Source organism: Nonomuraea antimicrobica (assembly GCF_039536965.1).
GTDB lineage: Bacteria > Actinomycetota > Actinomycetes > Streptosporangiales > Streptosporangiaceae > Nonomuraea > Nonomuraea antimicrobica.
Window position 1 is genome coordinate 16,185 of sequence record NZ_BAAAZP010000081.1, and the last position, 24,296, is coordinate 40,480.

Consider the following 24,296-nt stretch of genomic DNA (forward strand, 5'->3'; position numbering starts at 1 on the left):
TGGCCCTTTTGAGGGTGACTTGTGGGGTGGAGGCGGGTGGCACGTTTGACGTACGGCGGGGGCGGCGGCGCCCTCGGACGTGGTGTCGAGGGCGCTGCCGGTAAGCGGCTCTATGCGCTGCTCTTGAGTTGTTGTTCGAGTATGAGTTTGAGGTGCATGAGGTCGATTCTGAGGGAGTCGAATCGTTCGAGTACCTGGTTGTGCGCGGAGGTGAAGCAGTCGTTGATCTGATGGCGAAGACCTGCGATCTCCACGCCGTGAGCCGCCAGGTCGTCGTTGATCCCTGTCTCGATGGCTGTGATCATCTTCTTCAGTTCGGTGATGACCGAGGCCGGGGTGGCGTCTCCGGAGTACATGGTTGCTTCGATTGCTTGCATACGACGCTTCAGGTCGAGAAGCTCTGCCTCTACGTCCACGGACAACTGTGCCTTTGCATTAGCTGGGAGGGAGGCCGGGCTGTTGATCTTCCCTGGTCTCCACAGGTGTGCGAGCACATGATGGCAAGCCCGGGGCCATGTGTGGGCGGGGGTTTAGAGGACCGCCGTCGGGCGGGTGAGGTTTTCTCCACCGGGTTGTTGTCGAGATGCAGGGAAATGTCCGGTGTGGCGCGGATGGGTCCGTCTTTGTCTGGGGGAGGAAAGCAATCCCCTGGGTGTGATTCTTTGAGGCGATGTCGCCGGGGGGAGTGCTGGGCGCGGGGCCAGGGTGTTCGCGGATCTTGACGGAGTCGCAGGCTGCTGCCGGGTGACCGGCGTGCGTCGTCGCGGGAGATGGCGGAGGCGCGGCGCGGCGCGGGTGCAGGCCGATCGTTGGATGGGCCGTTGCGGGGCCTGGAAGCCCGACGGCGCCTCGTGGCCGCATCGGTCCGCCTCGATGGCTTAGAGCGGGCGCGGCGGGCCTTTCCGGGCCCTACAGCGGGTCTTGTGCGTTCGCGGGACGGGGGATCGGCTGGGGCGTCAGTGCCGATGCGGTGGGCCGCCGGGAGCGGGCCCCGGTGGGGTTCGCGGGTGGGGCGATGTGGCGTCTCCCGCGTACGGACCGGGGCTTGTCCTCAGTTGGAGGCGGCCGCCGGCGCCGGGGCGGTGGTGGACTTGCTCTCCGACGACTTGCCCTCCGAGGACTTGCTCTCCGTCGACTTGCTCTCGCCTGACTTGCTCTCCCCCGACGAAGCAGAAGAGGAGGTGGCCGAGGACGACGAGCGGTTGTCGGTCCGGTAGAAGCCCGAGCCCTTGAACACGATGCCGACCGCGGAGAACACCTTCCGCAGGTTGCCCTGGCAGTTCGGGCAGACCGTCAGCGCATCGTCGGTGAACTTCTGAACGACTTCGAGTTGCTCACCGCAGTCGTTGCAGGCGTACTGATACGTCGGCACGCGCTCCTCCTTACAAGTCCTTACAAGCTTTGGCACTCGAGCGATGCGACTGCTAATGGTAACCGATGGGGTCAAACAGCTATTCCAAACCCCGCTCGCCGTACCAGCCGGCCAGCTTGCCGCTGCGGCTGACGGCGCGCAGGCGGCGTTCGACCTGGTCGCGGCAGGCGGCGGTGGTGACGAGGAGGAGTTGGTCGTCGACGCGGATGCGGGTGGTGGCGGCCGGTACGAAGGATTTGCCGTCGCGTACGACCAAGGTCACCGCGGCGCCGGCGGGCAGGCGGAGCTCGAAGACCTCCACACCGTGCAGCCGCGAGCCGGTCGGGACCTTGACCTGCAACAGGTCGGCCTTGAGCTCCTCCAGAGGCGCCGACTCCACCGACAGGTCGTGGGCCTCGCCCGGCGCGGAGACTCCCAGCACGCGCGCCACGAACGGCAGCGTCGGCCCCTGGAGCAGGGTGAACACGACGACGATCACGAAGACCTGGTTGAACAGCGCTTTGGAGCCTTCGACGCCGGCCGCCCACGGGATGGTGGCCAGGACGATGGGGATCGCGCCACGCAGCCCGGCCCACGACAGGAACGCCTGGTCGCGCCAGCCCACCCAGCCCAGCCGCAGCGCCCAGGAGAGGGACGTGCTGACCACGACCGAGAGCGGACGGGCCAGGAGCACCAGGACCGTTCCGGTGATCAGGCCGGGGACGATGGCCGAGGGCATCTCCACGACGTCGGCCAGCATGCCGAGCATGACGAACAGGCCGATCTGCGCCAGCCACGCGGCTCCCTCCGCGAAACCCCTGGTCGCGGCGCGGTGGGGCAGGCGCGAATTGCCCAGGATGAGGGCCGTCAGGTAGACGGCCAGGAAGCCCGAGCCGTGCAGCAGGACGGCGCCGCCGTACGAGACGAACGTGAGCGCCAGCACGGCGATGGGATAGAGGCCCGAGGCGGGCAGGGCGACGTGGCGCAGGGCGTACGCACCGGCGGGGCCGACGGCGAGCCCGATCGCCGCGCCGATGATCAGCTCGATGGAGGTCTCCAGCAGGAACGTTCCCAGCGTCGCCTGGGAGCCCGACGCCCCGCTGAGCAGCACCACGGCGATGACCGTGGGCGCGTCGTTGAAGCCCGACTCGGCTTCCAGCACCCCCGCCAGGCGCGGCGGCAGCGGCAGCCGGCGCAGGACGGAGAAGACGGCCGCGGCGTCCGTGGACGCCAGCACCGCGCCGAAGACGAGCGCCGTCGTGCCGTCGATCCCGAGCAGTCCCTGAACGGCCAGCGCCACCACCACGATGCTGACCGTCACGCCCACGGTGGCCAGCATCAGGGCCAAGGGGACGGAACGGCGCACGTGGGACCAGTTCGTGGTCAGACCGCCCTCGGCCAGGATGACCGCCAGCGCCGACAGGCCGATCTGCTGCGCGAGCTCAGGGCTCTCGAACGGGATGCCGAACCCGGAAGGCCCCACGGCCAGCCCGAAGCCCAGGAACACCAGCAGGCTGGGCAGACCGCTGCGATGCGCGAGGCGTACGGACGCGATGGCCGCGATGACGATCCCGGCGCCGACGAGGAGCCAGACATTCAGCGTCATCTGGCTCCCCTCTCGTACCTGCGTTCACATAAGCCTAGTGAGTCCCGAGGGTGTCATCGCATACCTGATCTGCCGGTCATGCGGCTCGTGGGGGACACCGTCGATCAGCTCGCCGTCGTGCAGCAACGCCACCGTCGGAACGTTCGGCCCGACCCGGGCGAGGGCCCGGTCGTACGAGCCGCCGCCACGTCCCAGGCGTACTCCGGTTTGCCGGTCCACCGCCAGGGCGGGCACGATCACGAGGGCGGCCGTGCGTACGGCGTCCACGCCCCGCCGGGTGTCCACCGGCTCCATGATCCCGTGGCGTCCCGGGGCGAGCGTGTCAGGTCCGTCGTACACCGCCCAATCCAGGTCGTTGTCCTGCCTCAGGACGGGGAGGATGACTGTGGCTCCATGTTTCCAGAGAGCGAACACGAGCCCGTGCGTCTCCGGCTCCGACCCCGTTGACCAGTAGCAGGCCACCAGGCCGGCCATCTGGACCCAGGGTTGTTCGAGCAGAGTTTCGCGAACCTTGACGGCGTTCGCGTGTAGTTGTTCGGGGGAGAGGGCAGCGCGTGCCTCATTCAGTTGACGGCGCAGGTTCAGCTTGTCCACAGGTCCCTCCACTAGGGTCTACTCATGGCTGACTTTGACCCTGTGACGAAAGCCGTCGTGCCCGCCGCGGGTCTGGGCACCCGGTTTCTTCCGGCGACCAAGGCGACACCCAAAGAGATGTTGCCCATCGTCGACAAGCCCGCGATCCAGTATGTCGTCGAAGAGGCCGCCTCCGCCGGGCTGCTCGACGTTCTCATGGTCACCGGCAAGAACAAACGCTCGATCGAAGACCACTTCGACCGGGCGTTCGAGCTGGAGGAGGCCCTTGAGGCCAAGGGCGACGAGCACCGGCTCTCCCAGGTTCGCGAGCCCGCCTCCCTGGCGACCCTGCATTATGTACGCCAGGGCGTGCCGAAGGGGCTCGGCCACGCGGTGCTCTGCGCCAAACACCACGTCGGCGACCACCCCTTCGCCTGCCTGCTCGGCGACGACCTGATCGACCATCGCGACCACCTGCTGCGGCGCATGATCGAGGTGCGCAACACGTTCGGCGGAAGCGTGATCGCGCTGATGGAGGTGCCGAAGGAGCAGGTCTCGCTGTACGGCGTGGCGACCATCGCGCCGACCGACGAGGACGACGTCGTACGCGTGACCGACCTCGTCGAGAAGCCGCCGGCCGACGAGGCGCCGTCCAACTGGGCGATCATCGGGCGCTATGTCATCGACCCGGCGGTGTTCGAGGTGCTGGAGAGCACGCCGCCCGGGCGCGGCAACGAGATCCAGCTCACCGACGCCCTGCGCACGCTCGCCGGGCGCGGCTCCGAGGACGGCGGACCGGTGCACGGCGTGCTCTTCAGGGGCCGGCGGTATGACACGGGTGACAAGCTGGACTATTTGCGGACAGTGGTGAAATTCGCGGCGGACCGAAAGGACCTGGCGCCGGAGTTCGTGCCGTGGCTACGGGAGTTCCTCGATGAAATCAGTTGACGGGCATCTGGCCGAGATCCTGGCCACTGTACGTCCGCTGGCCCCTCTTGAGCTGGAGCTGGAGCAGGCTCTGGGCGCGACGCTGGCGGAGGACGTGTCGTCGCCGGTGCCGCTGCCGCCGTTCGACAACTCGGCCATGGACGGATACGCCGTGCGGGCCGAGGACCTGTCGGAGATTCCGGTCACGTTGCCGGTGATCGACGACGTCGCGGCCGGGTCCGTGGAGCTGCGGGCGGTGGGGCCGGGTCACTCCGTACGCATCATGACCGGCGCGCCCCTGCCGGCCGGGGCCGACGCCGTGGTGCCGGTGGAGTGGACGGACGGGGGGACGGTCTCCGTCCGCATCGACCGCCGCGCCGAGGCGGGCAACGCGGTCCGGCGCGCGGGTGAAGACGTACAGGCCGGCGAGATCGTGCTCAAGTCGGGCACCGTGATCGGCTCCGCGCAGCTCGGGATCATCGCCGGGGTGGGGCGGCGGCGCGTCTGGGCCCGGCCGCGGCCCCGGGTCGTGGTCATCTCCACCGGCGCCGAACTGGTGGAGCCGGGCAACACCCTGGCTCCCGGCCAGATCTGGGAGTCCAACAGTTACACGCTCGCCGCGGCGGTCCGGGAGGCGGGGGCCGAGGGCTACCGCGTCGGCTCGGTCGGGGACGATCCGGGCGTGCTGCTCGACCTGCTCGACACCCACCTGGTGCGCGCCGACGCGATCGTCACGAGCGGTGGGGTGTCGATGGGCGCGTACGAGCCGGTCAAGCAGGCGCTGGCGCCACTGGGCACGGTCAGGTTCGAGAAGGTGGCGATGCAGCCGGGGATGCCGCAGGGGTTCGGCGTCCTGGGGGACGACCAGGTGCCGATCTTCGCGCTGCCCGGCAACCCGGTGTCGTCGTACGTGTCGTTCATGCTGTTCGTACGGCCGGCGCTCGACAAGATGCGCGGCCTTCCCGGCGGCGTGCCCGAGACCGTCACCGCCTACACCACGGGGGCGTTGCGGTCGCCGTTCGGGCGCAGGTCGTTCCTGAGGGGGGTGCTGTCGAACGACGGCACGGTGTCGCCGGCGCACGGGCAGGGCTCCCACCAGCTCGCCGCGCTGGCCTTGGCGAACGCGTTGATCGTGGTGCCGGAAGACGTGACCGAGGTGGCCGGCGGAGCGCCGGTGGAGGTGATCCGGCTGTGAGCGAACGGACCGGTGGAGGCGATCCGGCTGTGAGCGAGCTGACCCACATCGACGAGAACGGGGCCGCGCGCATGGTCGACGTGTCGGCCAAGGAGGTCTCGGCGCGTACGGCCACGGCGACCGGGCGGGTGCTGCTGTCGGCCGAGGCGGTGGCGCTGCTGCGGTCGGGGGAGGTGCCCAAGGGCGACGCGCTGGGGGTGGCGCGGGTCGCGGGCATCATGGGGGCGAAACGTACGCCCGACCTGATCCCGCTCTGCCATCCGATCGCGTTGCACGGGGTGAAGGTCACGCTCGACGTCGAAGACTGGGGCGTGGCGATCACGTGCCGGGTGAAGACGGCCGACCGTACCGGGGTGGAGATGGAGGCCCTGACCGCGGTCTCGGTGGCGGCGCTGGCCCTGATCGACATGGTCAAGGCGGTCGACCCGGCCGCGGTGATCACCGAGGTCCGGGTGGAGGAGAAGCTGGGCGGCAAGACCGGGCGGTGGACGCGGGACGGGGCCTGATGCGCGCGTTGGTGATCACGGTGTCGAACCGGGCTTCCGCCGGGATTTATGCCGACAAATCCGGGCCCTTGCTGGCCGACCTGCTGCGCCAGGACGCCGGGTGCGAGGTGGAGGGCCCCGTGGTGGTGCCCGACGGCGAGGCGGTGGAGGCCGCGCTTCGTGATGGGGTGGCGGGCGGCTACGACGTGATCGTCACCACCGGAGGGACGGGGCTGACCCCCTTGGATCTGACCCCCGAGATGACGGCCCGAGTGATTTCTCGGGAAATTCCCGGTATTGCCGAAGCCATTCGGCTGGCGAATCGGGACAAGGTGCCGACCGCTGTGTTGTCCCGCGGGCTGGCGGGGCAGGCAGGAAATTCCTTGATCGTAAATTTGCCTGGCTCGTCCGGTGGCGTACGGGATGGCGTCGCCGTACTCGCGCCCATTCTGCGGCATGCGGTCGACCAGATTCGGGGCGGCGATCACCCGCGCTGAGCGGCGCCACCGGAGGCCGACCGCAGTGGTCCTCGCTGATCCGTGGCGACATCGTGCCCGATAGGGGGATGATGAGAGACGTGGATCGACTTCGTGGCTGGCCGGCGACTCTGAACGAAGGCCCGGTCGCCCTCCGGCCGCTGCGGCTGAGCGACGTGCGCGTGTGGCGCGAGACGCGGCTGCGCAACGCCGACTGGCTGCGTCCCTGGGAGCCGAGCAACCCGGAGACACCGCTGTTCAGGACGGGGCTCGGCCCGTACGTCTCCATGGTCGGCACCCTGCGGCGCGAGGCCAGGCAGGGGCTGGCGTTGCCGTGGGTGGTGACGTACGGCGGGCGCTTCGCGGGGCAGCTCACCGTGGGTGCGATCGTGTGGGGATCCGCCCGTTCCGCCCAGGTTGGTTACTGGGTGGACGGGGCGCTGGCAGGCAAAGGGATCATCCCCACCGCGCTCGCCATGGCCGTTGATCATTGCTTTTTCACCACCGGATTGCATCGGCTGGAAGCGAACATCCGCCCCGAGAACCAGGCCAGCCGTAGAGTGGTTGAGAAGCTGGGATTCAGGGAAGAAGGCATTCGGCGGCGCCAACTCCACATCGACGGAGCCTGGCGCGACCACATTTGCTACGCGCTGACCGTCGAGGACATCCCCGCCGGCCTGCTCGTGCAGTGGCGTCGCGCGCGTGAGTCTGCGGCTCACGGGGGGCCATCTGTCGAAGAGGTTTGACGATCTCGCGACACACCGCACCGAATGCTCGTCAATTAGTGACACGCGGTCTTACGGTGCGTGACGTGAGCACATTCAAGGCGCGACGAGCACAACTGCGTCTTTGTGCTGCCCGGAGGTGGTTGTGAGCAGCGTCCTCCTCTACCTGGCCATCGTCGTGATGTGGCTCTGCGTCCTGATTCCCATGTGGTTGCGCAGGGACAAGACGAATCTCGCCGAACTGGCGGAGCTCGAAGAGTATTACACCGGCGAGCACCAGTTGCCCGATCTCGACAACCTGGCGCCTCCTCCGGAGACCGACGAGGACGACGGGACACCGCCCGTCGAGGTCGAGAAGGTCGACGTCCGCCTGTTCCGGCTGCGCCGCCGCGCCATCATCGTGGCCCGCCGCCGGCGTCTGCTCTTCTTCACCGCCCTGCTGGTGCTGGCCTCGATCGTGACGGCCTCGGTGAAGATGATCCCGTGGTGGGGGGTGGCGCCGTCCGTCGTCATCACGATGGCGTACATGGCCTTTCTCCGCATCGCCGTACAAGTGGACCGCGAACGCCGCGAACGCGGCCGCCAGGCGCGCACTGAGCGCCTGCGGCGGCAACGTGAGCAGCGCCGGGCCGCGGCGGAGGCGGAGGCCGAGGTCATCGATCTCACGACACACCACCGGGACGTCCTGTTCGACCAGTACGCCGAGCCGCCCAGGCGGGCAGTGGGCGACTGAATCGGTGGCGCGAGGACCCTCCGAAGTTTGCTAACCTAGTCGAGTCCTTGGGGATGTAGCGCAGTCCGGTAGCGCACTTCGTTCGCATCGAAGGGGTCAGGGGTTCGAATCCCCTCATCTCCACCAAGAAGATGCAGGTGAGAAGGGTTCTCGGAGTGATCCGGGAGCCCTTTTCCCGTGTCTGGAAGTCGATGGGAGCCAATCGGGGAGCCATCTCAGTCGGATTCTCTACCCGTGTCGGCTGTCGCCGAAGATGGTGTTCATCGTGTGGGCACCTTTGGTGATCACTGGCCTGAGTTGATGCCGGGTAGACCGCTTCCGTGACGCTGGTGCCCGCGTGCCCGACGTGATCGGCGATGGTCTCGATGGGTACGCCCTGGTCACTCATGATGGAGACGAACGGGTGACGTGGTCCTCGGGGACTCCAGGTGGTTCCGATCTTCGCATCCTTGGTGATCTTGCGGAATGCCCGTCGCACGTTCGACGCGTCCAGTTGGGTGCCGACGCTTGTGCAGAGCACCAGGTTGTGATCTTGCCATGTCTCGCCGGCCTTGAGCTTGTGGGCGGCTTGGTTGACGTGGTGCTGCCAGAGAGCCTGGGCCGCCAGTTTGGGCAACTCCAGCGTGCGGCGTGACTTGCGGGTCTTGGTGTCACCTCCTTCTCGGTCGGCTCGCCACACGTAGATGGCGAACCTCTTGTGCTTGAACCCTGCCTCGGTCACCGGTTGCCACGCCTTGGGGCTGGGGATCCAGGCGACGACGTGGTCCCAGCGGAGTGCTCGGGCTTCCTCGGCGCGAACTCCCGTGGTGAGGCTGAGCGCCACGTAGACGGGGAGTTCGGATGACTTGGCGGCCTTGAGCACTGCAATCTTCCTGTGCGGGGTGAGTGCTCTGCTGGGCGCCCGTCTGTGTCCTTGGGCGTGGTGACCAGCTTGGCGACGTTCCTGAGCAGGATGTCACGTGCCTGAGCTTGCCTGATGGCCCTCTTCAAGGCACCTTCGCGTTGCTCAGCGCGGCCAGCGGTCGTTGATGGCTACGACGACTGCGGTCAGGAGGCATCCCAGCCCTATGCCCACGATCGCAATCACGGACGGGACATCATTGGTCAGAGCATTCGTGAAGTAGGCCGTCCAACCCACCAAGATGAGGATGACCCAGCCGAGGGCCAATAAGCCGTAAGTTCTTTTGCTGCGCTTCAAGGACCGTCCTTCGTGGCGGGCGAAACCCCATGATGACGTACGTGTCAGGCACCGGGAAAGATCCGGTCCATCGCCTGAGTAGGGTTCTCGGAGTGATCCCGGGGCCCTTTTCTCGTGGCTGGAAGTTCAAGCCGTTCCGAGTTCCGCTCGTCTGATGAGCTCGCGGAACGCCCGCTGCACGTTCGAGGCGTCCAGTTGGGTGCCGACGCTCGTGCAGCACATCAGGTTGTGATCTCATCGAGAACGTGGACGAGGTTCGATCGCACTGGTGGCCACGACAAGGATGGCGGCCTGGCCGTCTGGTCTACACGTGGCATCTGACCTTTGAGCGGGCCCCAGAACTGCACCAGCTCGCGAAGCGCTATCAAGCCGCCCTTGCCACGATCGATGGTCACAACCCGATTCCGGCTCGATGGCTGCACCTCACCATGCAGTCCGTGGGGTGGGCCGACGAGGTGTCTGAAGAACAGCTCGACCAGGTCATCAAGGCGGTGGGCGTACGCCTTGGTCAGCTCGCTCCCATCGAGCTGACCTTCCATCGACCCGCCGTTGTCGGCGAAGCCGTGGTCCTGGCTCCAACTCCTACAGAACCGTTGCACCAGATCTGGGGTGACATCAGGAACGGCATCGCCGAAGTCACTGGAAACGCGCCAACAGCAGCCGAGCGGGCCAAGGGATTCCGTCCACATGTGAGCCTGACCTACTTCAACACCCCCGGACCGGCCAAGCCCTACGTCGACGCTTTGAACACGGTCGAGGCCGACTCGACGAGCGTCAACGTAGATGAGGTGGCGTTGATCGTACAGAACCGGGTCCTGGACCCCGAGTGGGTCTACCGCTGGAACATCCGTACCACAGTGCCCATCGGCGGCCGATAGGGCAGGCCAGGCGTTCGTTAGGCGGCTATCAGATCTGGCGTGGTTACAACCTTCTATGCGGGTTCAAGCCGCCGCCCGCTGCGCGGCGGGCGGCCGGACGGTTCGGGCGGGCATGCGGCGGCCTCTCCGGGACATCGAACTGCGTGACGGCGGGGTCCTGGCCGGCGCGCGGCCTGGGTGCTCGGCGCCCCGCACGCCGGCGACCTGGCTATGCGCGTGAGCAGGGCAGGAAACACTGACGGAGGTGCCGGACACCTAGTGAGGTGTTCCGCCACTCTTCGACAAGGAGACACCTGTGCAAGATCCACGCGTGCCCTTCGGCGCGCGAGATCGTTTCGAGGCGCTCTACCGCGCCTGCTACCCGGCAGTACAGCGCTATGCGCTCCGCCGTACCGATTCGGTTGACGACGTCGCTGACGTGATCGCGGAGACCTTTCTCGCTGCTTGGCGGCGGCTGGATGACGTCCCGGAGGGGGATGCCGCCCTGCTGTGGTTGTACGGCGCCGCCCGCCGCGTCCTGGCCAATCACCGGCGCGGGGAGTCGCGCCGCAGCGCGCTGGCCGCGCGGCTCCGCGGCGAACTGGCCGTCCGCCAGGAGACCACGCTCGCCGATCCGCGTACTGAGGCAATTCATGCCGCCTTCGCCGCCCTGGACCCGGCCGACCGGGAGGTGCTCGCCCTGGCCTCTTGGGAAGGGCTGACCGGCCCGCAAATCGCCACAGTGCTGGGCTGTAGCAGCACCGCCGTTCGGATCCGGCTGCACAAAGCACGTAAACGACTGGCCCGGCTACTCGGCACGACGGATGAGGCCCCCGTGATGACCCCGCTGAGAGGAGAAGCCCGATGAACAAGATCGACCGCATGCTTGCCACCATTGACCCGGCTGCTGATCACGACGAACCCGCTCTGAGCCAGGGTGTGGAGGAGCTTCTGGAGGAGATCGTCGCGACGCCGCCCGTGCGACGCCGCGCGTCCTGGTTGCCCGGCAGGCGTGCCGCCGAGCCGGAACACGTTCACCCGTCCCCGGCGACTACCGCGGCGGCACCGCGGCACGGCCCTTCCCCGCTGCGTCGTCGCCTGCTGGCGGGGGTGGCGGTCGCGGGCATCGCCGCGGCCGCGCTGGTGGCGGTGCCGCTGGTCTCCGTGTCACAGAGCGCGGCGTACGCCGTGGTGAAGAAGCCCGACGGCACCGTTCAGGTGACGGTCCGAGAGTTCCGGGACTCTGAAGGGCTGGAGGCCAAGCTCAAGGCCGAGGGAATCCTGGCCGACGTGACGTTCACCGATGCGGACGAGCATTGCGCCCGTGGCCGCTTTGCCGGCGCGGACCTGGCCTACGACCCACCGAGCACCAAGAACATGACCGACCAGGAGCGCAAGGAGTTCGACGCGCCGGAGAACTGGCGCTCCGCGGACGCCGCCAGACCGATCAACCGGAACACCTTCGTGATCTCCCCGAGCTACATCAGGAAGGGGGAGACGCTGGTGCTGGAGTTCCGGCCGGGCAACCACCCGGAAATGGCCTGGTGGCTCGGTACCTATCTGGCCAAGGCCGGCAGCCCGGTCGCGCCTTGCACCCTCGTAGATGCGGAATCCGATGAGGCAATGGTGAAGGAGATGGCCGGAAACTGAATCATGAGCCGGTTGGGGTATGCGGGCGCCCGACGTACTCCAACCGGCATTTCACCCGTCAAGCCGGGCTTCCCCAGACAGCACGCAGTGCTGCTTCATTGAAGCCTCTCACCAGAGTCGGAGACTGCGACCCGGGACGAAACTGCCCACCCCGTCCCTCCGAACGGTCGCGTCGACGAGCACGGCGGCGAAATGGTTGCGTTGCTGGTCGGTGTAGGCGCGGTCGACGACGGCGAAGGCTGTGGGGAAGCCGGGCGCGGCCAGGGGTTTCAGGGTGGTGACGGCGTTGGGCTCCGATGCGTTTGTGCGGGGTGTCGAGACCACGCCGAGCGCCAACTGCGGGAAGGCGACAGCGGCCATGTACGCGCCGGTCAACGGGGGCTCGTCGGCTACGGAAGTGCGGCTGGCGTATCCGAGTTCTGCGAGGTGGGCTACACCGGGTGCGGATTGCCGCAAGTACGCGCTCCGGCAGTGTGGGGCTCAGGTAGGGCAGTCCCGGTCGGACTTGTCCAGGTGGCCGAGGTCGGGCGAGTGCGGGGAGATGATCTGCTGCGCTTGGTTCTGATGTCGGGCAAGATCGCCCTATGGGCCCGACTCGCAACCGCCGCGCTCTGCTCTTTACCGGGGCGATCGGGCTCGGCTCGCTCCTGACGTCTTTTGAGGTGAGCGCTCCCGGTCTGTCCGTCTGGGCATTGGCATTGGTGCCGTACTGGGTGGCGCTCGCCGTTGCCTGGTCGTGGATGTTGGGTCCGGGGCGGGGGTGGGCGCGGTGGATGTTCGTCCCGCTCGCACTGGTGCTGGGTACGGTGCTGCTCGTCAAGGTCGACGCGCCCCTTCGCGCGCGCTTCGCCCTGTCGGAGTCGAGCCTGGAGCGCCACGCCCTGTCGGCGCGCAGTGAGTACGACAGCGATCGATGGTGGGGCCTGTATTTCGTGGGCGATGTGGAGAAGATCCCTGGTGGAGCGAGGTTCATGGTCACCGAGCTCACGATCAATTGGAGATGGTACGGCTTCGCCTACCTTCCGGGTCGGGCACCGGCTCCAGAAGAGGGAAGCTACGAGCATTTCACGGGCCCCTGGTACATCTGGTCCGACGGCCCCTGAACCTCATGTGACGCATGACCTCCCGGTCCCGCGCCGACGCGTGCCGCATGCGGAGCGCTGCCATTACCTGAAGACGCCGGACAGGCTGGGAAACGATCACGCGCATCTCGGGAAGCGATCTTTGCCCGTGCATCATCGTCCCTGCGAAACCACACTCGTGAACACCCCACCAGGAGCGCGCACTGCTCATAGATCGCCGAAGAACACACGCTCACGTGCCTGGCCGATCCCGACCAGTACGGCCCCGCGCAGCACAGGCCAGTCCAGAACCGTGCTTGCCTCCACCCGAGGCCGGGCCAGACACATGTCGGCGACAGCCCGCTGAACACGACCGGCCAGTTCGTCACCTCCCGCAGCACCGACATCACTTGCCAGCACAACAAGCTCAGGATCGAGAACGGTGCAGATTGACGCGACCCCCAAAGCGATCCGCCGTGCCAACTCATCAAGAAAGGCCGCCCCCGCCACGCTCCCCGCGGCGGCATTCCCCGCGGCGGCCGCCACGCTCTGTGCGGCATCTTCGGCAGCGATCTGGTGCCTCTTGGCCAGCTCTTGCACCGCCCGCCAGCCCACCAGGGCCTGGAAGGCAGCGCCCACCTCATGCCGGCTGCGATCAAAGCCGCCGTCGCTCACGGCCGCGCCAGGGACAGGCATCCAACCGAGCTCACCAGCCGCGCCCGCCGTCCCCCGCAACAGTTGGTCGCCCACCATGACGGCCGATCCAGGCCCACGTCCGATCCAGACCAGTACGAAATTGCGTACGTCGCTCGCGACCCCCGCCGCGCGCTCGGCGATCGCGGCGAGGTTGACATCGTTGTCGATCGTGACGGGCAGCCGCAACCTCTGGCGCAGAACCTCGATCACATTCCCGCACCACGCGGGCATGTCGTAGCAGAAGCGGATGTTGCTTGTAACGGGATCGATGACGGCGGGCAGAGCGATCACGCACGCCTGCACCCACGACATGTCGATCTGTGCGGCCTGGGTGAGGCCTTCCGCGATCGTGTACACCGCTTCGGCCGGATCCGCGGCGACGTCGGTCGAAACTGTCGTCTCCGCCAGCACGCGCCCTGTGATGTCGGTAAGAACGGCGGAGGTCGTGTCCAGGTAGACCTCGATCGCGATCACATAGCCGCACAACGGGTTGAGCCCGTAAAGAGCCGCGGAAGGACCACGTCCTCCCTCTTGCACGCCGACCTTGACAACCAGGCCACGATCCTCCAAACGGGACAGGACATGGTTGGCCGTCACCTTCGACAGCCCGGTCATCTCGCTCACCTGCGCCCGAGTCAGCGCCCCGGACGACGCCAGCAACTCCACCGCAGCGCGGTCGTTCAGCTCACGTAACAGACGCGGACGCCCGGGATTTGCGCTCATGCGACCAATCTTGGCCCGCAAAGCGCCGCCGGTGAAGCCGATTGCAGGCAACATGATCGTCTCCAGCATGAAAGCCGTCATGACGTCCAACGCGGGAGACGATCACTCTCGGTACGGGAGGCGATCTTCATGCCCCCTTTGGCGATCACCGGGTTGAGCTGGAACCGGTAGACCGCCTCTGTGACACTCGTGCCCGCGTGCCCGACGAGATCGGCGATGGTCTCGATGGGGATGACGCCCTGGTCACTCATGATGGAGACGAACGAGTGACGCGGTTCGCGGGGGACTCCAGCGGGTTCCGACGTTCGCGCAGAACACCAGGCTGCGATCTCGCCTCGCCTGCCTTGATCGGGTGCCTTGTGGTCCCCTGAGGCTTGGCGACGACTCGCTCTGCGGGAGTCAAGACAGCTTGACCAGCGCCGTGCCCCTGAACCTGCCATTCAGCTGGTCCACCAGAGCACGCGGCACCGCGGCGAGGCCGCCGTCGATCACGGTGTGCGGGAAGACCAGTTTGTCGTCTCGTAGCCACTGGCTGCAGTGCGCGTTCCAGGTCTCGAACGCCTCCGGCTCATACGGCATGGTGAAGCCGCGCAGCGTGATGTCCCTGAGGATCACGGGGTTCAGGTCGAGGGTGGGGTTCTTGCCGGACAGGTCGCCGCAGAGCGAAGCGGGCGTTGGGCGCCGCCACCTGCAGCGCGGCTTCGAACTGCTCGCCTGGCGGCCGAGACGAACACGGTGTCGCCCTCGCCAATCTTGGCGACGTCGACCATGCCCCGCCAGGCGGTTACGCCCTGGTTGAGGTGGTATTGCGGACCGGGCAGGAGATCAGGGTCGAGCCGGGTGAACTCCCAGCTGTCGGCCTCACCGACGACGTACTCGCGAAACCCGCTGTTGTGGTGGACCAGGTCGCCGACCAAGAGCTGCGGGCTGTTGGACGCCACGTCCGTGCCCACGGTCGGCATCCACGGCGGCTCGCCCAGCGCGTACGCCGACATCGGCAGGTCGGGGTGAGGCTCGGCCTCCATCAGGGCGCTCATGACGACCGAAAGCATCATCCAGTCGTCGCGCACCGGGAACTGGCCCTCGCCCGGTGCGGCGACCTCGGTCTCGACGATCTCGAACTGCTCCTCGCACACATCGCCCCGAGGCCGCGAGGAGGACGACGAGGACGACGAGGACGACGAGGTCGTGCTCAGCCTGCAGAGCGCTGCGGCAGGCGGGCGGGAAGGTGTGGAGGAGACGTCGGTCAGGGCGCCGGCCAAGGTGATCGCGGTGCTGCCGCCCCGGCTGCGCGAACTGCCCGGCGGATACGCGGCCGCCTTCGTCCCAACCGGATCCGGATCACCGCCCCCGCGCGCTACCGGGTCGAGGTGCGCATCCAGGCCCCGCCCGACCAGGTGAGGCCGTCGGCGGGCAAGTGGGGACGGGTCGAGCCGCTCGGCCACACGGCAAACAGGCTGCGGACGGAGGTCGAGTCCAGCGGGGTGGAACGCGAGCGACCGCGACATCCTGAACGCACTTGGCCTGCCTCCGGGAAACGAGCAGACCTCTGACCTCAGGCTGCTTGTGAGGGTGCGCCGGGGGTGACCCGTTACAGGCATCGCCCCCGGCGCGTCCTCAAGCATGAAGCTGAACCTGCGCCCGCCGGGGCGGCCTCAGTCGCTCCCAGGTGCCTCGTCGGTCCAGCCCAGTTGCTTGACCACGTACGAGTTGAATGTTCCGACGTCATCAAGGCCATTCGCTGGGACCTGTTCATCCTGGAGGGCAAGCAGGTCGCCGCTGTCCCGGTCGATGACGATCTGCCCGAGCGCATTTGGGCCGCCGTACATCAGCGCGACTCCGGTGCGGCCATCGGGGTCGGTGACGCCGTCGGTCACCCGTGCGCTCGGCAGATCGGCGAGCATCCGGTAGAGCGCCGCCCTCGTGCCCGGAGTGCTCTCGGTATTGAGGAGTAGCCAATTGGCAACAGCCCAGAGCCACGCCTCCTTATTCTCCTTGCCACTCACGGGGAAGTGCTTCAGCAGTTCGGCCTTGAGCGCCTCGGGGTCGGTGGGCAGGTTCGCCACGGGCTTGACCTGATCCACAGGGGAGAAGTAGAACCTGCCGATCTGGCAGTCGTCGCTGGGCTCGCAGAGCTTCGGCGAGCCGGAGTCCTTCCACACCTGCTCGTCGGCGGGAGTGAGCGGTTTGGCGGAGACGTCTCCTCGCTCCGTCCGCTGTTCCCCTTCTCGGTTCACCCACAGCACCTCCTCGACCCGCTGCTCGACGGTGAAGCCGTACATGGCCTTGCTCCGAAGTACCTGCACCAGTTCCCGCCGCCACCAGGCGCCGGTGCCTGGCGGCCGTGCGGCCAGCCGGTCCGCCGCCGCCTCCAGCACCGCGGCCGGGCCCAGCGCCGTAGCCGTTTGGGTCCCGGGCCCGCCCAGCAGGGGCGCGGCTATGAATCCGCCGACCAAGACCACGCTGACGGCCGCGGCCGTGAGCGCCACCCTGGACCAGGCAGGCAGGCGGTGTCGCCGGCCGTCACTCAGCATCCGCGCGCGGACCGCCATCACCCTGGCCTGGTCGGCGGGCGGCGCGTCCGGCATCACCTCGTCGATGAGCTGGAACTCCTTCATCACACCTCAACTCCCAACGCGTCACGCAGTTTGGTCCTGGCCCGGCTCAGCCGGGAGGCGACGGTGCCGTAGGCGACGTCGAGCGCCGCGGCCACCTCCTCATAGGTCAGCTCGCCGTACGCGACGAGCAGCACCACATCGCGTTCACCGCGCGACAACCCGGCCAGCGCGGCCGAGAGCTTCTGCACGGTCACCCCGGCGGCGACCCGATCCACCACGCGCTGGTCATGGCCGTCGTCGGCGGCGGGCGAAGCGGATCTGGCCAGTGCCCGGTAGCGCCGGAGCTCGGCCCGCCGGTGTCTGCCGATGAGGTGGGTGGCGATGCCGTACAGCCAGGCTCTGATAGTGCCTTTGGCGGCGTCGAAACTGCCGCGCCGGCGGAATGCGATGAGGAAGGTCTCAGCGGCGAGGTCCTCGGCGATGTCGATGTCGAGGCGGCGGCCGACGTAGCGGCGTATCTCCTCGTAGTGAGCATCGAAGACGGTGGCGAACCGCTCAGGATCGGCGACCGCTCCGTCCAGGGACATGGTCATGCAAGTCTCTCTTGCCGGGAAACATGGACAACAGTGATTGCCCGCTCCGAGCCGACCCTTCCACAACATCGGCGGCCCGGGTGTGGCGCCCGAGGCCGTCGGAACGGGTCGATACGGCGTGAAACAGTCGCCGCGGGTGCCGGACATGTACTCCTACATCCGGCACTCTCGACTAGGAGATCCATCCGTGACCCATCCACCGGGAGCGCGGGATCGTTTAGAGGCGATCTACCGCGCGTACTACCCGGCCATCTACCAGTACGCCGTTCGCCGTGCCGGCTCGCCTGACGACGCGGCAGACGTGATCTCCGAGACGTTCCTCATCGCGTGGCGGCGTATCGATGACGTGCCTGAGGACGATGAGGGGCTGCTGTGGCTGTACGGCGTGGCCCGCCGTGTGCTGTTCAATCAGCGCCGCGGCGCCTCCCGCAGGGCCGTGCTGGCCGAACGGCTCCGTGAGGAGCTGGCGGCCGACCTCCGAGTGGCGCCTGCGGACCTCGATCACGTGCGTGACGCGTTCGACCGCCTGTCGTCGCGTGATCGTGAAGTGCTGGCGCTGGCCTGCTGGGAGAGCTTGACCAGCGAGCAGATCGGCAAGGTCCTCGGATGTACGGCGACGGCGGTCCGCATCCGCCTGCACCGGGCACGCCAGCGGCTGGCCAAGGGGCTCGGCCTGGCCGATGAGGGTAACCCGACCGCGGAACTGAGGGGAGAGAGCCTGTGAGCAAGGTCGATCGCATGTTGAGGGCCATCGACCCCGCTCCCAGCGCGCCACAACAGGGGCGTGGCGCTCAGGAGCTGTTGGAGGAGATCGTGGCGACGCCCGTCAGGGTCCGCAGGAGGTGGCGCTGGCCGGTAATACTGCCCTTGGCCGCCGCCTTGGCGTTGGCCGCCGTCATCGGAGTGGCGTTCGTGCCGAAGGCGGCGCCGCTCGCTCCCAGCGGCGCGCTGGCGTTCCAGCGGTCGGGCGACGAGTTGATCGTCACGATCATCGACCTGTACGCCGACCCCGAACGCTATCGCGCCGAATTCCAGGCACGCGGACTGGACATCGACCTTTCCTTCACCCCAGGCTCGCCCAGCATCGTCGGGCAGCTCGTCTACTCGGATTCGGGGGAGGGAGGGCAGATCGAATACGCGCACCAGGCATGCGAGGAGAGTCAGGACGGCTGCGAGTTCGCGCTGCGAATCCCCGCGGATCAGGCGGGCAACGCCACGCTCGTACTGGCCAGGCCGGCCAGGCCGGGAGAGAAGTATGACTCGATGGGCTTCGCGGATGCCCCCGGCGAGCTGCTGCACTGTGTCGCCTTCACGAATCTCACGGTTGGTGGGCTGCGAGCGGTGCTGGCGGAGAGGGACGGTTCGATCGCCGAGTTCAAGGTCATGGACGGCGCGGAGTCCCGCAGAGTTGGGGCTGCTGAGGTGCCGGACAACTGGTTCGTCACGGACGTGTGGCCGTGGGCCCCGGGCAAGGTGCAGGTCGAGGCGGGTCCGGAGCGGGTGAAGAGAGCGAACCAGCAGCGGTCGGCGGGTGGCGACGACTGCGGCACGCGGTGAGACGGAGATTCGCCGTATGCGTGAAGGGGGCCGCTGTCCGCGGCCTCCTGGCTGGTGCGGGATCCCGTCCAGGTCTTCAGGCCGGTTCTGGGACGTGATCCTGATGGAGGGCGCTGGTGGTGTCGAGCCGCAGGAGAGCGCGTGAGGGACTGGCCGCCGGGCAGGCAGGCGACGGTTGCGTCTGAAACATGCCAGTGCTCACTGCTTCATCGCTGTTTGGCTGAAGCCCGCACTCCACGCACACCTGCCTGAACGGGAACCATGTCCACCACCACACTCGCCCGGCCCCGCTCACCCCTCATCGGCCGGCTCGCGGTCACCTCGCTCATGCTGGGCATCTTCGCCATCGTCACCAGCGAAATCCTGCCTATCGGCCTGTTGACCACCATCGGGGCCGACTTCGGCATCTCCGACGGCACCACAGGGCTGACCATGACACTGCCCGGCATCGTCGCCGCGATCGCCGCACCCACCGTCACACTGACCACCGCCCGGGTGGACCGGCGCGTGATGTTGTGCATCCTCATGGCAGTGCTCGCCGTGGCCGACGTGCTGGCGGCCGTGGCCACCTCCTACTGGGTCATGCTGATCTCCAGGGTGCTCGTCGGCCTCACCATCGGCGGCTTCTGGTCCATCGGAGCCGGGCTGGCCGGCCGCCTGGTGCCCCCACACGCCGTCGGCACCGCCACCGCTGTGATCTTCTCCGCCGTGCCGCTGGGCTCCGTGCTCGGCGTACCAGCCGGTACCTTCATCGGCCAGCTCGCCGGCTGGCGAACCGCCTTCCTGGTGCTGGCCGCGCTGGCCATCCTGGTCCTGGTCGCCCTGGTGATACTGCTGCCGCCGCTGCCCGCCCACCAGGTCACCAGCCCTCGTGTCCTGCTCGGCCTGCTGCGTACTCGGGGTGCCAAAACCGCACTGCTGGCTACTTTCCTCGTCGTCTTGGCCCATTTCGGCACCTACACCTACGTCACGCCCTTCCTCCAGGACGTCACCGGCCTGCCTCCCGCCGCCGTCAGCGCCGTCCTGCTGGCGTACGGCATCGCCGGAATCGCGGGCAACTTCCTGGCCGGCAAGGCTGTCGCCACGCGCCCGCGAGCTGCTTTCGCAACCTGCGGCTGCTTGATCGCGGTCACCACTCTGCTGCTGCCCTCGGTCGGCGGTACAACCGTCGGCGCCGTGCTGTTGCTTGTGGTCTGGGGGCTGGCCTACGGGGGCGTGCCCGTCTGCTCGCAGGCATCGTTCGCTACCGCCGCCCCTCACACGCCTGAAGCCGCCACCGTCGTCTTCACCTCCTCCTTCCAGGCGACCTTCGCTCTCGGCGCGTTCCTCGGCGGCCGCGTCGTCGACGCCTTCTCGGTCTCCACCGTGATGATCTGCGGCGGGTTGGCCGCTCTGCTCATGGCGGTATCCCTACGGTCGTTCACCAGGCCCTGAGTCCTCGAAGCGCCGTGCCGGCTGTTGCCGAAGAGGGTGTTCATGGTGTGGGCGCCTTTTGGTGATCAGCCTTCCGACTGAGGCGTCAGCCGTCCCGCGCCCACGGCCGCAGTTTCTCCGGATTGCGGACCACCCAGATCCGGGTGACGCGGCCGTCGGCGACCTCGAACGAGGCGACGGCTATGACGGCGCCGGCATGCTGGGCCACCAAGCCCGGCATACCGTTGACCGACCGCACCAGGAGTTCGAGCCCCGGAGCCTTGTCGGCGATGGCGACCATGTACTGGGCGATGCGCGCGGCGCCTTCGATCGGGCGCAGGGCGGTACCGACGATGCCGCCACCGTCGGCGGTCATCACGGCGGCCGGGTCGAGGAGGTCGACGAGGGCCGCGATGTCCTTCGTCTCCCATGCCTCTTTGACCTGCCGAGCCGCGTCGGCCCGCTCGGACGCCGTCATCGGAGCGCGCGCGACGCCCACCCGCCGCCGGGCGGAGGCCGCGAGCTGCTTGCAGGCCGCAGGGGTCCGGCCGAGAACGTCGGCGATCTCGGCGAAGGGATAACGAAAGACGTCGTGCAGGACGAACGCCACCCGCTCGGCAGGCGTCATCGACTCCAGGACGACGAGGAAGGCCATGGTCACCGATTCGTCCAGGACCAGTTGGTCGGCGGGGTCGGTGCCATCGCCGTAGGCCCACTCGGCGCGGTCGGGCAGCGGCTCGGGCAGCCATGCGCCGACGTAGCGTTCGCGCCGGGCCCGCGCCGAGCCGAGTACGTCCAGGCAGATGCGGCCGGTCACCGTAGTCAGCCAGGCGCCAGGGGACACGATCTCCTCCTGGCGGCCTCGTGGCAGCGCGTACCAGCGCGCGTAGGCCTCCTGTACGGCGTCTTCAGCCTCGGCCAGCGAACCGAGCAGCCGGTAGGCAACATTGAGCAGTTTGCGCCGTTCGCCGGTTATCTCATCGGTGCGTGTTCCGGCCATCCCCATGCCCCCGACCGCCTCCTCGCCTTACCTTCCGCAGGGCCGCGTCGTCGAACTGGTAAGACCCTGTCGATCTACTGCCCCCGGGCGGAAAAGGGGACCGTGGCATGGCCACCCAGGCGACGGCACAGCGCCGCTTCTCGTTTCTGCAGATCGCGATCGCCCTGCAGACCCTGACCATCTTCCTTCAAGCGGTCTCCGCCGGACTGCTGCTGACCTCGTCCTACGGAGAGACGCTACACAGTGCCGGAGCCCGTGTGATGTTCGGGGCGTCGGTGCTGTACGTGCTCGCGGCGGTGCTGGCGTGGAAGCCGGGCGGCGGCTCGCCCCGGCCCGTCTGGCAAGCGGTCGGCTTCCTCGCCCTCGCCTCGGTCCAGGTCGCGCTCGGCATCGCGCACGTACCGTCGGTCCACCTCCCCCTGGGCGTCCTGATGTTCGGGCTGAGCGTTCTCGCCCTGGCGCGGCGCTGAAGTCCGGTACGCCGCTCCCAACCCGGCAACGGGTTGGCGCTTGAGTGCGATGTGTCCGCGATGGGGATTGTCGGTGTGGAGCCGTTGCGGGTAGGCGTCGTGTCGTTCGGTCTCGGTTCCGGTTGATGGCCCATGAGGGGCGTGGAGATCCGCAGCCCCTATTGTTGGATTTCGGTCGAACACTAAGGGAGCTGGGCATGCGTGTTGTACGGATTGACCGCTTCGGCGGCCCCGATGTCTTGACACTGGCGGAGGCGCCCGCGCCTCGCCCCCGGGACGGTGAGGTGCTGGTGCGCGTCATCGCCTCCGCCATCAACCCCGTGGACGACAAGACCCGCGAAGGGGCCATCGGAGAGGGCGCTCCACCCCTGCCGATGACCTTGGGCTGGGAGTTGGCCGGGATCGTCGTGGACGGCGGCACCAGCGGACTGCCGGTTGGTGAGCGGGTCTTCGGGATGTCCCACCAGCTTGACACCGGTCGAGGAACCTGGGCCGATCTCGTGACCATGCCGGCGGACGCCCTCGCGGTCGCCCCCGCAACGATCAGCCTGGTGGAGGCGGCGACGCTGCCGCTGCCCGGTCTCACCGCCTCCCAGACGCTGGACTGGCTGGACCTCCGCCCAGGAGAACGACTGCTGGTGGCGGGAGCGGCCGGTGCGGTGGGCGGGCTGGCGGTGCAGCTTGCCCGAGCGCGTGGGGCGCGGGTCGACGCGCTGGTGTCCAGGCCGGCTCAGGTCGAGGTGGTTCGCGACCTCGGGGCGGAATGGGCCACAACCGACAGTGCGGCGCTGCCCGCAGCCGCGTACGACGCCGTCTTCGACACCTTCGGCGCCTTCGTCACCGGTGCCGTCGTCGACAAGGGCCGTTACGCCTCCATCGCGACCCAGGCCGGGCCGGTGCCGGATCTGTCGCACCGCGCGGTTCGGACCACGGTCAATCAGGTACGCGAGCACGGTGCGGGTCTCGCCGAGTTGGCCGGGATCGTGGACGCGGGCCACGTGAAGGTACGCGTTGACTCCGAGTACAGCCTGCGCGAGGTGCGAGCGGCACATGAGCGCTTCCGCCGTGGCCAGTTGACGGGGAAGGTCGCCCTCGTGTTCTGATCTTGGGTGGCGTGTTGCCATGGCCGCCGGGTCTTCACCTCGGAACGCCTTGCCGTTGCCAGGCGTTCCGGGGCCGGTCCGGTAGTGTCGTGCGGTGCTCACTGGCTCGCGGGACACGGTGCTCATCGTCATTCGCGGCAACTCGGGGTCGGGCAAATCCACCGTCGCGCGGACCGTACGCGACATTTACCGGAAACGGGGCATGGCCGTGATCGGCCAGGACGTCGTACGCCGAGACATCCTGCGGGAACTGGACCGGCCGGGAGGCGTGAACATCGGGCTGCTCGACCTGATGTGCCGCCACGCCCTGGACCAGGGATACCACGTGATCCTGGAGGGCATCCTCACCCGCAGCCGCTACGGGGACATGCTGCGGGCGCTCTCGCGCGACCACCGCGGCACCAGTCGCGGCTACTACCTGGACGTGCCCTGGGAAGAGACCCTTCGCAGGCACCGGACGCGGCCCCAGCGCGACCAGTTCGGTCCCGACGAGATGCGGCGGTGGTGGCTGGACCATGACACCCTGCCCGACGGCACGGAGACGATCATCGGCGAGGACAGCGCGGCGGAGGAGACCGCCCGGCTGATCCTCCGCGACGCCCGCCTTCAGGCAGGTGAGGCGAGTCAGCTCTGAGCGGCGGGCGGGGCACGGGGCACCGGGGCACGGTGCCCGTCTCGTCGGTCCGCGCACCTCGGCGAAGTCGGTGAAGTCGGCATCCCGGCGTCCCGATGAGCGGACCTCCCGGTGAACAGCGGGAACACGGCCTTCGGTCAGATGCGGCCGCCCGCGTCCTGACGTTGGGTCATGAGGCGATGTCACACGTCGGCGGCTGATTTCGTCAGTAAAGGCGAAGCGGTTCCACCTGTACGCCAACACCGACCCAGGGAGGACCTTCCGTGAAGCCCTTACGTACGACCCTCGCCCTCGCCGGAAGCGCGGCAGTGACGCTGGCCCTGCTCGCCACGCCCGCCTGGGCGGGCACCAGTAGGGTGAGCAAGAGCGGCCACGGCTGCAAAGTGACCGCCAGCGTGAACTGGAACAGCAGCGCCAACCGCTACACCTACTCCGGCAAGGCCGGGTGCAGTTCCCGGCGCAGCATGAAGCTGTGGTGCTTCCCGGTGCACCGTCACAGTTTCAGTTGGCACTCTCATACCGGCGACATCATCCAGAACGGCCCGCGGACCACGACCAGTCTGGGCGTGGGGCCGGCCACGAAGCGCGGCACGAACGGTGACCGTTACAAGATCAACTGCAAGCTGGAAGTGCCGCGGGGGCGGGTCGTGGTCGAGACCGGCCAGTTCAACCTGTAACCGTTCGACCGGCTTCGATGCCGGGTTCCCCGCGG

The 24,296-nt window shown here is 68.0% G+C and carries 30 protein-coding genes, 1 tRNA gene and 1 pseudogene; 18 read left to right on the plus strand and 14 right to left on the minus strand.

Features of this window, described 5'->3' with window-relative positions; genetic code table 11:
• Window positions 1-110: 110 nt before the first annotated feature.
• The 4 genes from ABD844_RS21145 to ABD844_RS21160 form a co-directional block, all read right to left on the minus strand.
• Window positions 111-416, minus strand: a complete 306-nt coding sequence (locus ABD844_RS21145) for a hypothetical protein (RefSeq protein WP_344880333.1) — start codon at window positions 414-416, stop codon at window positions 111-113.
• 635 nt (window positions 417-1,051) lie between these two features.
• Window positions 1,052-1,372, minus strand: coding sequence for an FmdB family zinc ribbon protein (locus tag ABD844_RS21150; protein WP_344880336.1), 321 nt, complete (start codon window positions 1,370-1,372; stop codon window positions 1,052-1,054).
• A gap of 79 nt (window positions 1,373-1,451) precedes the next feature.
• Window positions 1,452-2,957 (minus strand): potassium/proton antiporter, encoded by a 1,506-nt coding sequence (locus ABD844_RS21155; protein WP_344880339.1) that lies wholly within the window; start codon window positions 2,955-2,957, stop codon window positions 1,452-1,454.
• Window positions 2,958-2,981: 24 nt separating this feature from the next.
• Complete coding sequence (locus tag ABD844_RS21160) at window positions 2,982-3,551, minus strand: 5-formyltetrahydrofolate cyclo-ligase (RefSeq protein ID WP_344880342.1); 570 nt, start codon at window positions 3,549-3,551, stop codon at window positions 2,982-2,984.
• 24 nt (window positions 3,552-3,575) lie between these two features.
• On the opposite strand from ABD844_RS21160, the gene galU reads away from it, so the two are divergent.
• The 7 genes from galU to ABD844_RS21195 all read left to right on the plus strand — a co-directional run bounded on the left by galU (window position 3,576) and on the right by ABD844_RS21195 (window position 8,197).
• The gene (galU, locus tag ABD844_RS21165; protein ID WP_344880345.1) at window positions 3,576-4,478 is read left to right on the plus strand and encodes a UTP--glucose-1-phosphate uridylyltransferase GalU; all 903 of its coding nucleotides are present in this window, start codon (window positions 3,576-3,578) and stop codon (window positions 4,476-4,478) included.
• Window positions 4,465-5,652, plus strand: a complete 1,188-nt coding sequence (glp, locus tag ABD844_RS21170) for a molybdotransferase-like divisome protein Glp (protein ID WP_344880348.1) — start codon at window positions 4,465-4,467, stop codon at window positions 5,650-5,652. Before galU ends, glp begins: the two co-directional genes overlap by 14 nt.
• Window positions 5,653-5,723: 71 nt before the next feature.
• The gene (gene moaC, locus ABD844_RS21175; protein ID WP_425568626.1) at window positions 5,724-6,158 is read left to right on the plus strand and encodes a cyclic pyranopterin monophosphate synthase MoaC; all 435 of its coding nucleotides are present in this window, start codon (window positions 5,724-5,726) and stop codon (window positions 6,156-6,158) included.
• The gene (locus tag ABD844_RS21180; protein ID WP_344880355.1) at window positions 6,158-6,634 is read left to right on the plus strand and encodes a MogA/MoaB family molybdenum cofactor biosynthesis protein; all 477 of its coding nucleotides are present in this window, start codon (window positions 6,158-6,160) and stop codon (window positions 6,632-6,634) included. The genes moaC and ABD844_RS21180 overlap by 1 nt, the downstream gene beginning before the upstream one ends.
• Window positions 6,635-6,705: 71 nt before the next feature.
• The gene (locus ABD844_RS21185) at window positions 6,706-7,359 is read left to right on the plus strand and encodes a GNAT family N-acetyltransferase (RefSeq protein WP_344880761.1); all 654 of its coding nucleotides are present in this window, start codon (window positions 6,706-6,708) and stop codon (window positions 7,357-7,359) included.
• Window positions 7,360-7,483: 124 nt separating this feature from the next.
• Window positions 7,484-8,071, plus strand: a complete 588-nt coding sequence (gene sepX, locus ABD844_RS21190) for a divisome protein SepX/GlpR (protein ID WP_344880358.1) — start codon at window positions 7,484-7,486, stop codon at window positions 8,069-8,071.
• 49 nt (window positions 8,072-8,120) lie between these two features.
• Window positions 8,121-8,197, plus strand: a tRNA-Ala gene (locus ABD844_RS21195).
• 229 nt (window positions 8,198-8,426) lie between these two features.
• Here ABD844_RS21195 and ABD844_RS21200 read toward each other — a convergent pair.
• Window positions 8,427-8,933 (minus strand): annotated as a pseudogene (locus ABD844_RS21200) (tyrosine-type recombinase/integrase); the annotation flags it as partial.
• 144 nt (window positions 8,934-9,077) lie between these two features.
• On the minus strand, window positions 9,078-9,269 hold the full coding sequence (locus ABD844_RS21205) for a hypothetical protein (RefSeq protein ID WP_344880361.1): 192 nt from the start codon (window positions 9,267-9,269) through the stop codon (window positions 9,078-9,080).
• A 245-nt stretch (window positions 9,270-9,514) separates the two neighbouring features.
• On the opposite strand from ABD844_RS21205, the gene ABD844_RS21210 reads away from it, so the two are divergent.
• The 3 genes from ABD844_RS21210 to ABD844_RS21220 all read left to right on the plus strand — a co-directional run bounded on the left by ABD844_RS21210 (window position 9,515) and on the right by ABD844_RS21220 (window position 11,776).
• Window positions 9,515-10,147, plus strand: a complete 633-nt coding sequence (locus ABD844_RS21210) for a 2'-5' RNA ligase family protein (RefSeq protein ID WP_344880364.1) — start codon at window positions 9,515-9,517, stop codon at window positions 10,145-10,147.
• A gap of 295 nt (window positions 10,148-10,442) precedes the next feature.
• Window positions 10,443-10,994: an RNA polymerase sigma factor gene (locus ABD844_RS21215; protein WP_344880367.1), complete on the plus strand. Its 552-nt coding sequence runs from the start codon at window positions 10,443-10,445 to the stop codon at window positions 10,992-10,994.
• Window positions 10,991-11,776, plus strand: a complete 786-nt coding sequence (locus ABD844_RS21220; protein WP_344880370.1) for a hypothetical protein — start codon at window positions 10,991-10,993, stop codon at window positions 11,774-11,776. The genes ABD844_RS21215 and ABD844_RS21220 overlap by 4 nt, the downstream gene beginning before the upstream one ends.
• A 108-nt stretch (window positions 11,777-11,884) precedes the next feature.
• On the opposite strand, the gene ABD844_RS21225 is transcribed toward ABD844_RS21220, so the two are convergent.
• Complete coding sequence (locus ABD844_RS21225) at window positions 11,885-12,151, minus strand: hypothetical protein (protein ID WP_344880373.1); 267 nt, start codon at window positions 12,149-12,151, stop codon at window positions 11,885-11,887.
• 209 nt (window positions 12,152-12,360) lie between these two features.
• Between ABD844_RS21225 and ABD844_RS21230 the strand changes: the two genes are divergently transcribed.
• Window positions 12,361-12,879 carry a hypothetical protein gene (locus ABD844_RS21230; protein ID WP_344880376.1) on the plus strand — a complete coding sequence of 173 codons (519 nt, stop codon included), beginning with the start codon at window positions 12,361-12,363 and terminating at the stop codon, window positions 12,877-12,879.
• A 186-nt stretch (window positions 12,880-13,065) separates the two neighbouring features.
• On the opposite strand, the gene ABD844_RS21235 is transcribed toward ABD844_RS21230, so the two are convergent.
• The 6 genes from ABD844_RS21235 to ABD844_RS21260 all read right to left on the minus strand — a co-directional run bounded on the left by ABD844_RS21235 (window position 13,066) and on the right by ABD844_RS21260 (window position 17,407).
• On the minus strand, window positions 13,066-14,325 hold the full coding sequence (locus ABD844_RS21235; protein WP_344880379.1) for an ROK family transcriptional regulator: 1,260 nt from the start codon (window positions 14,323-14,325) through the stop codon (window positions 13,066-13,068).
• Between the two features lie 8 nt (window positions 14,326-14,333).
• Complete coding sequence (locus tag ABD844_RS21240) at window positions 14,334-14,507, minus strand: hypothetical protein (protein WP_344880382.1); 174 nt, start codon at window positions 14,505-14,507, stop codon at window positions 14,334-14,336.
• Between the two features lie 148 nt (window positions 14,508-14,655).
• Window positions 14,656-14,871 (minus strand): MDR/zinc-dependent alcohol dehydrogenase-like family protein, encoded by a 216-nt coding sequence (locus ABD844_RS21245; RefSeq protein ID WP_344880385.1) that lies wholly within the window; start codon window positions 14,869-14,871, stop codon window positions 14,656-14,658.
• Window positions 14,872-14,876: 5 nt separating this feature from the next.
• Window positions 14,877-15,701, minus strand: a complete 825-nt coding sequence (locus tag ABD844_RS21250; protein WP_344880388.1) for a hypothetical protein — start codon at window positions 15,699-15,701, stop codon at window positions 14,877-14,879.
• A gap of 210 nt (window positions 15,702-15,911) precedes the next feature.
• Window positions 15,912-16,874 (minus strand): CU044_5270 family protein, encoded by a 963-nt coding sequence (locus ABD844_RS21255; protein WP_344880391.1) that lies wholly within the window; start codon window positions 16,872-16,874, stop codon window positions 15,912-15,914.
• Entirely contained in the window at window positions 16,874-17,407 is a 534-nt protein-coding gene (locus ABD844_RS21260) for an RNA polymerase sigma factor (RefSeq protein ID WP_344880394.1), read from the minus strand. The genes ABD844_RS21255 and ABD844_RS21260 overlap by 1 nt, the downstream gene beginning before the upstream one ends.
• Window positions 17,408-17,594: 187 nt before the next feature.
• Between ABD844_RS21260 and ABD844_RS21265 the strand changes: the two genes are divergently transcribed.
• From ABD844_RS21265 to ABD844_RS21275, 3 genes are all read left to right on the plus strand, one after another.
• On the plus strand, window positions 17,595-18,131 hold the full coding sequence (locus ABD844_RS21265) for an RNA polymerase sigma factor (RefSeq protein WP_344880397.1): 537 nt from the start codon (window positions 17,595-17,597) through the stop codon (window positions 18,129-18,131).
• On the plus strand, window positions 18,128-18,964 hold the full coding sequence (locus tag ABD844_RS21270; RefSeq protein WP_344880400.1) for a hypothetical protein: 837 nt from the start codon (window positions 18,128-18,130) through the stop codon (window positions 18,962-18,964). The genes ABD844_RS21265 and ABD844_RS21270 overlap by 4 nt, the downstream gene beginning before the upstream one ends.
• A gap of 261 nt (window positions 18,965-19,225) precedes the next feature.
• A complete protein-coding gene (locus tag ABD844_RS21275) occupies window positions 19,226-20,398 on the plus strand; it encodes an MFS transporter (RefSeq protein ID WP_344880404.1) in 1,173 nt (390 codons plus the stop codon).
• A gap of 85 nt (window positions 20,399-20,483) precedes the next feature.
• On the opposite strand, the gene sigJ is transcribed toward ABD844_RS21275, so the two are convergent.
• Complete coding sequence (gene sigJ / locus ABD844_RS21280) at window positions 20,484-21,377, minus strand: RNA polymerase sigma factor SigJ (protein ID WP_344880407.1); 894 nt, start codon at window positions 21,375-21,377, stop codon at window positions 20,484-20,486.
• A gap of 107 nt (window positions 21,378-21,484) precedes the next feature.
• On the opposite strand from sigJ, the gene ABD844_RS21285 reads away from it, so the two are divergent.
• The 4 genes from ABD844_RS21285 to ABD844_RS21300 all read left to right on the plus strand — a co-directional run bounded on the left by ABD844_RS21285 (window position 21,485) and on the right by ABD844_RS21300 (window position 24,261).
• Window positions 21,485-21,847 (plus strand): hypothetical protein, encoded by a 363-nt coding sequence (locus tag ABD844_RS21285; protein WP_344880410.1) that lies wholly within the window; start codon window positions 21,485-21,487, stop codon window positions 21,845-21,847.
• Between the two features lie 197 nt (window positions 21,848-22,044).
• A complete protein-coding gene (locus tag ABD844_RS21290) occupies window positions 22,045-22,950 on the plus strand; it encodes an NADP-dependent oxidoreductase (protein ID WP_344880413.1) in 906 nt (301 codons plus the stop codon).
• Window positions 22,951-23,044: 94 nt separating this feature from the next.
• Window positions 23,045-23,584, plus strand: a complete 540-nt coding sequence (locus ABD844_RS21295; protein WP_344880416.1) for an AAA family ATPase — start codon at window positions 23,045-23,047, stop codon at window positions 23,582-23,584.
• A gap of 263 nt (window positions 23,585-23,847) precedes the next feature.
• Window positions 23,848-24,261, plus strand: coding sequence for a hypothetical protein (locus ABD844_RS21300; protein ID WP_344880420.1), 414 nt, complete (start codon window positions 23,848-23,850; stop codon window positions 24,259-24,261).
• The last annotated feature ends 35 nt before the right edge of the window (window positions 24,262-24,296 follow it).